Below are 452 nucleotides of genomic sequence, written 5' to 3'. Positions count from 1 at the left end.
ATTCGACAATAGATATATCCTCGCTATCTAATATTTATGGTATAATATTCTTGAGGTGGTATAAGCATGTCACAGCGAGAAGTTGAAAGCAACCGCAACATCACTTTTGATTGCAAATATCATGTTGTTTTTTGTCCGAAATATCGGCGGAGGGTGCTAGTACCACCTATTGACAACCGACTGAAAGAACTACTCCAGATTAAAGCGAAAGAATTACAATCCGAAATTTTAGAGGTGGAAATCATGCCCGATCACGTACATCTTTTGATCAAGTGTGACCCGCAGTTTGGTATCCACCGAATTGTAAAACATCTGAAAGGTTTTACATCTCGTGTATTGAGATGCGAGTATCCGAAATTGACCACGCGATTGCCTTCTCTTTGGACAAACGCCTACTTCGTAGCCACAGTTGGAAGCGTATCACTGGAAACGGTGAAACAGTATATCGAGAA

At 40.7% G+C, this 452-nt stretch carries 1 protein-coding gene; it reads left to right on the top strand.

The window, feature by feature from the left end; genetic code table 11:
• Positions 1 to 66: 66 nt before the first annotated feature.
• The coding region (gene tnpA, locus PPOP_RS16850) for an IS200/IS605 family transposase (protein WP_006287861.1) at positions 67 to 452 on the top strand (386 nt) is incomplete at its 3' end.

Source organism: Paenibacillus popilliae ATCC 14706 (assembly GCF_000315235.1).
Classification (GTDB): domain Bacteria; phylum Bacillota; class Bacilli; order Paenibacillales; family Paenibacillaceae; genus Paenibacillus_B; species Paenibacillus_B popilliae.
Note: the sequence above shows the minus strand (reverse complement) of the source record. Positions and strands in the feature narration are given on the sequence as shown.